A 5,577-nucleotide genomic window follows, 5' to 3' on the forward strand; every position below is an offset into this window, starting at 1 on the left:
CAGTAATACCACTGAAGATGTACGGTATGGATTCCAACGAAAGTGTATGGTTGAAATCCATTGCATAGAGAGTCTGTAGCGCTAATTCGCGTGCTTTATGTCGTGTTTTCATGTTATTTGTACAAAATGTTTACAGTGGCAGATTTTCTCAAATCATCCACCAGGCTGTTGATCGCCGCATAGTAGTTCGATTGTTGCTTCGCGGCAGCAAGTTCACTTCTGATGTACTGCTCTACCGTAGTGGAAGTAGTTGGACTGATCTGGTCCTCCAACTGAAGAATCTTGGTATCATTGTACGCAAGAATTTTCAGGATATGATAGCCGGTATTGCTGGTTACTACATCACTGACACTTCCCACATCTGTAGTGAATGCCACATCAAAGAAAGCATCGCCAAGACCTGCAAGTGCTTCAGTATTATCCATGGTCAGCCAACCAATATCACCAGCCTTATTCTTGCTCTGAGTATCTTGTGAGTATTGGACCACTGCTTTCTCAAATGAAAGTGATCCGCTCTTTATATCCCTGGCAACACGTTCCAGGAGCGTCTTGTTCTGTGAGTCTTTCTGGGAATCATTGGTAAAAGGAATGTAGATATGACTCAATTTCACTGTTTCAGGGCTGACAAAACGAGTCTTGTTCTTGCGATAGAAGGAGCTAACTTCAGCATCAGAGACCTGAACCTTTGCACTAAGCATATCGGCTTTCTTCATACGTACATAAGAGTCAACCATCAACTGTTCCTGAATAGCTTTGCGGTATGCTTCAACAGAACCAAAGTTGTTGGTAATGATCTGGTCGAATTGTGCATCAGTGAATGCCTGCCCAGAAGAAGCCTCAAGATTTGCCTTCTGAGAATCATATGCACTGTCAACCATTGCATCAGTTATCTTTACACCATCACGGGCAGCACCCTGACGGAATAGTTCATTGTTGATCAGAAGATTCAATACCTGCAGCGGGTCAACGCTCTCAGGGTCTTCTCCCTGCTCTGCTGCACTTGCCTTGTACTGTGCAACTTCTGCTTCAAGATTTGCCATGCTGATGGGTGTGGTCTTGGTAAGCCTCACTGTTGCGGCAGGGGCACCAATCGTTGCAGCAAAGGCCATTGTGCCGATGAGCAGAATGACAGCCAAAACACTAAATCTACGTTTCATATAACAACTCCTAAGAATATCTTCTCATAAGGTACTACCAACAGAATCGGGAATCAATCAGATTTTCACATGTTTACCGACAGCGCGAGCAAGATCAACCTTGTTGATTATCTCACTTTTCTTCAGGAACATCCCTTCCCTCTCCATTGTTTTCATCAACGCCTGGAGTGTTTTCATGGATCGAACACCCCCTTTCGTGATGAAAGCCATGCATCGCTTTCCGGAAATGCTACCGGCTGTCTTCAGGAACCCAGAAACAGTGTTTGGTATTTTCCCACCAAAGAATGTAAGCGTCTCGGTCCCGATGATCAGATAATCATAGAAAGAGACAATCTTTCCCGCTTCGAGGGACATATCGAATACATCCACCATATGACCTTGGGAAGCGATACCTTCCGACAACGCATTGGCGATTGCCTTCATTTTATCATTCCCCTTCGATGCTGGTGCATATAATACGCAAACTTTCATAGACACTCCCTTGAAACAGCAACCGACCGCATATCTGCGGCCGGTAGTCGATAGTTATTGGAACAGCGACCGTCCTAGTTGGCTTCAGTAGCTGTTTCAGCTGCTGCTGCACCTTCGCCACTTGTCCACCAATCGGTAGTCTGTTGAACCTGTTCCGTGGTGACGGAATCGAGCAACTCATTCTGTGATGGCGATTTGTTCACGAAAGCCACCAAAAGGGCCAATACCAAGAACAAGACTGCAAGCGTCCCTGTAGCCTTGGTTACCACACTGCTTGTGTGGGACCCAAAGGCGGTATTGCTTCCACCACCAAAAATTCCGCCCAGACCTTCACTTTGCTCATCCTGCACTGCAACAAGGAAAATCAACAGAAGACTGACGACGACGAATAATACCAACAGAATAATGCTCAAAACACCCATTTTCTCTTTACTCCGAATACTTACTTATCAAAGTTCACAATCGGAAGGAACTGCTCCACGGAAAGGGAGGCACCACCAACCAGTGCGCCATCGATATGCTCTTTAGACATCAAGGCTTTCACATTCGAAGCCTTCACTGAACCACCATACTGTATAATCAGCTCTTCTGCAACACCCTTATTGTAGAGTTTTTCAACAAGACTACGAACATAAGCATGTGCAGCGTCTGCATCTTCAGGGGTTGCAGTCTTTCCTGTCCCAATAGCCCAAACTGGTTCGTAGGCTAAAGTGATATGCTTCATCTGCTCAGCAGAGACACCTTTCAGACCTTCCTCAACCTGGCGGCTCAATACTTCTTCAAGTTTGCCGGCTTCTCGTTCTTCCAAGGTCTCTCCGATACACAGGTCGATTTCCATACCCTCAGCGAGCGCAAGCAATACCTTTCTGTTGATAAAAGCATCTGTTTCACCATAGAGAGCACGTCTTTCACTGTGTCCAAGAATAACGTTGGTAACACCAAGATCCTTGAGCATGGTTGCACTCACCTCTCCAGTAAATGCGCCTTTCAGGTTGTCACTCATGTTCTGTGCAGCAACAATAATCTCAGAGCCCTTGAGTGCTTCAAGCACTGCAGGGATTGTAACGTAAGGAGGAGCAACCATCACCTTTGTGTTGGTTCCTTCCACTGCCTTTGCAAGCTCCTTAGCGAAGGCTGCACCTTCGCTTGGAGTCATATTCATTTTCCAGTTTCCAGCGATATAGGGTTTTCTCATCTTATTTCTCCAATGCCTTGATTCCAGGAAGGACCTTTCCTTCAAGGAACTCGAGCGAAGCACCGCCTCCGGTACTTACGTGACTGATCTTGTCTGCCAAGTTAAACTTATTGATAGCTGCAACAGAATCACCACCACCGACAACAGAGGTAGCTTGGCTCTCTGCAAGTGCCTTGGCAACGGTAAGGGTTCCCTCAGCGAATGCATCAAACTCAAATACGCCCATCGGACCATTCCAAACAACACTCTTTGCCTTGGTGACTGCATCAACAATCATGGATATGGTTTTGGGACCGATATCCATACCGATCAGGTTCTCTGGAATATCAGTGGAATCAACGCTGACAGCCTCAGCATCTTCCTTGAACTCAGCACCACAGAGATGATCAACAGGAAGAATTACCTGTACACCCTTCTCTTTTGCCTTTGCCAGGAAAGAAGAAGCAACATCCTTGTACTCCTCTTCAACCAGACTCTTTCCAATGGTGTGGCCTTGGACGGAAAGGAATGTATATGCCATTCCACCACCGATAACAATCGTATCACAAGTTCTTACCAGACTTTCCAAGACACTGATCTTGCTGGAAACCTTTGAACCTCCAATAATGGCTACAAAAGGCTTCTCTGGGTTGCTCAAGAGTGGTGCCATAAACTTAACTTCCTTTTCGATAAGGAAGCCTGCATAGGAAGGCAGATAGTGTGACACACCTTCTGTGGAAGCGTGGGCACGGTGTGCAGTTCCAAAAGCATCATTTACATATACATCACCCAAGGAAGCAAGATTCTTTGCAAAATCGGGATCATTGCCCTCTTCTTCACTGTAGAAACGGACGTTTTCCAACAAGAGAACATCACCAGCTTTCATTGATGCAACCTGTCCGGTAACCTCTTCACCGATTACATCACTTGCAAGTTGGACATCCTTGCCCAGCAGTTCACTGAAACGCTTTGCAATTGGTGCCATGGAGAATTCAGGGTTTTTCTTCCCTTTTGGTCGTCCACGGTGGCTCATAACCACAAGGGATGCACCGTTATCCAACAGATACTTAAGGGTAGGAAGTGCAGCTCTTATACGTGTATCATCAGTAACCACGCCATCCTTGATGGGTACGTTGAAATCTACACGAATCAGGGCTTTCTTGCCTGAAAAATCACACTCTCGAATGGTATTTAGAATCATAGCTTTCCTCTATATTTCGATGGTAATCGTTAGCAAGGAAATCAGGCCTGTAGAAACAGGCCTGACATTCACAGTAACACAGTGTTATTTCACCAGCTTCTTTGCAAGGTCAACAACGCGGTTGGAGTAACCCATTTCGTTGTCATACCAGCTGATAACCTTGAACATCTTCTCGCCCATTTTCATGGTAAGATCAGCATCAAGGATTGAGGAGTGGGTGTTGCCTACGATATCGCGGGAAACAATTGGATCCTCAGTGTATTGAAGAATGCCCTTCATAGCACCTTCGCTGGCTTTCTTCATTGCTGCATTCACATCCTCAACTGTTGCATCCTTCTTCAAGGTTACCACAAGGTCAACAACTGAACCGGTTGGGGTTGGAACACGCATTGCCATGCCGTTAAGCTTGCCCTTCATTTCGGGGATAACCAAACTTACAGCCTTGGCTGCACCAGTGGTGGTAGGAATGATGGACAGTGCACCAGCTCTTGCTCTTCTCAGATCCTTGTGGGGCTGGTCAAGCATTACCTGGTCATTGGTGTAAGCATGTACGGTGGTCATTAAACCTTCCTCGATGCCAAAGTTGTCATTGAGAACCTTTACGATAGGAGCCAAGCAGTTGGTGGTGCAACTTGCATTGGAGTATGCGAGAAGGCTGTGATCGATAGCATCATCGTTGACACCACAGACAACGGTCTGGTCAATCTGGTCCTTAGCAGGAACGGTAAGGATAACTTTCTTGGCACCAGCCTTGATATGATCCTTGTAACCGCCCTTTGGGCCTTCAGCAACAGAGAAAACACCAGTGGATTCGATTGCTACATCAACACCAAGCTCCTTCCAAGGAAGTTCGCTGGGAGAGCGTACTGCAAATACAGGAATGTTTTTACCATCAACGACGATAGCATTGTCTGTTACTTCAACGCTCTTGGAGTATACTCCATAGGTGGAGTCGTATTTCAGAAGGTGGGCCAAGGTCTTGGGATCAGTAAGGTCATTGATGCCTACAATCTCGATGTCCTTGTCTTCAAAAGCGATCTTGAAAACATTGCGTCCGATTCTTCCGAAACCATTAATTGCAATTTTCATTGTTTGTTTCCTCCGGGAAATGTAATTGTGTATCGATATTAATATACTGTTTTCCTTCTACAAGGGTCAACGTATATATATTATGTTTTGACAACCAATTTCAACTGGTTGATTTTATGGCCATCAATATCCTCAACGGTAAAAATAGCCTCGTCATCCTCAACAGACTCATCCTTGAGTGGGATTCTCCCAAACAGTTCAAAGACATAGCCTCCCACTGTCTCATATTCCTCCTCAGATAGGTGCAAGCCTACTGATTCATTCAGATCTTCAATGGAAGTTCTTGCATCGACAACAAACGTATTGTCGTCCAATTTACGCATTCCGTCATCTTCATCATCATCAAATTCATCCTGGATATCACCAACAATGACCTCCAGAATATCTTCCATACAGACAATACCGCTCACACCGCCGTACTCATCAATAGCAATGGCAATATGGACTTTTCTCAATTTGAATTCTCTGAGCAAATCATCAAGATG

At 45.5% G+C, this 5,577-nt stretch carries 7 protein-coding genes; all 7 read right to left on the reverse strand.

The genetic code is table 11. The features are described from left to right. Nucleotides 1-113 precede the first annotated feature (113 nt). On the reverse strand, nt 114-1,157 hold the full coding sequence (locus JF818_RS09385; protein ID WP_198891755.1) for a peptidylprolyl isomerase: 1,044 nt from the start codon (nt 1,155-1,157) through the stop codon (nt 114-116). A 57-nt stretch (nt 1,158-1,214) separates the two neighbouring features. Further along, the gene (locus JF818_RS09390; protein WP_198891756.1) at nt 1,215-1,628 is read right to left on the reverse strand and encodes a flavodoxin family protein; all 414 of its coding nucleotides are present in this window, start codon (nt 1,626-1,628) and stop codon (nt 1,215-1,217) included. Nucleotides 1,629-1,702: 74 nt separating this feature from the next. Continuing rightward, a complete protein-coding gene (secG, locus tag JF818_RS09395) occupies nt 1,703-2,050 on the reverse strand; it encodes a preprotein translocase subunit SecG (protein ID WP_198891757.1) in 348 nt (115 codons plus the stop codon). Between the two features lie 20 nt (nt 2,051-2,070). Beyond that, the gene (gene tpiA / locus JF818_RS09400; protein ID WP_198891758.1) at nt 2,071-2,823 is read right to left on the reverse strand and encodes a triose-phosphate isomerase; all 753 of its coding nucleotides are present in this window, start codon (nt 2,821-2,823) and stop codon (nt 2,071-2,073) included. Between the two features lies 1 nt (nt 2,824). Continuing rightward, on the reverse strand, nt 2,825-4,003 hold the full coding sequence (pgk, locus tag JF818_RS09405) for a phosphoglycerate kinase (RefSeq protein ID WP_198891759.1): 1,179 nt from the start codon (nt 4,001-4,003) through the stop codon (nt 2,825-2,827). Between the two features lie 84 nt (nt 4,004-4,087). After that, nucleotides 4,088-5,092 (reverse strand): type I glyceraldehyde-3-phosphate dehydrogenase, encoded by a 1,005-nt coding sequence (gene gap / locus JF818_RS09410; RefSeq protein ID WP_198891760.1) that lies wholly within the window; start codon nt 5,090-5,092, stop codon nt 4,088-4,090. Between the two features lie 80 nt (nt 5,093-5,172). Then, nucleotides 5,173-5,577, reverse strand: a 405-nt coding sequence (locus tag JF818_RS09415; RefSeq protein ID WP_304945015.1) for a transporter associated domain-containing protein, incomplete at its 5' end; no start/stop codon positions are given.

The organism is Sphaerochaeta sp. S2 (assembly GCF_016406725.1).
In the GTDB taxonomy this organism is placed as follows: Bacteria; Spirochaetota; Spirochaetia; order Sphaerochaetales; family Sphaerochaetaceae; genus Sphaerochaeta.

Bases quoted from the DNA above. Each gene is read 5' to 3' on its own strand.
- JF818_RS09385 (WP_198891755.1), bottom strand. From the start codon at position 1,157: ATGAAACGTAGATTTAGTGTTTTGGCTGTCATTCTGCTCATCGGCACA.
- JF818_RS09390 (WP_198891756.1), bottom strand. From the start codon at position 1,628: ATGAAAGTTTGCGTATTATATGCACCAGCATCGAAGGGGAATGATAAA.
- secG (WP_198891757.1), bottom strand. From the start codon at position 2,050: ATGGGTGTTTTGAGCATTATTCTGTTGGTATTATTCGTCGTCGTCAGT.
- tpiA (WP_198891758.1), bottom strand. From the start codon at position 2,823: ATGAGAAAACCCTATATCGCTGGAAACTGGAAAATGAATATGACTCCA.
- pgk (WP_198891759.1), bottom strand. From the start codon at position 4,003: ATGATTCTAAATACCATTCGAGAGTGTGATTTTTCAGGCAAGAAAGCC.
- gap (WP_198891760.1), bottom strand. From the start codon at position 5,092: ATGAAAATTGCAATTAATGGTTTCGGAAGAATCGGACGCAATGTTTTC.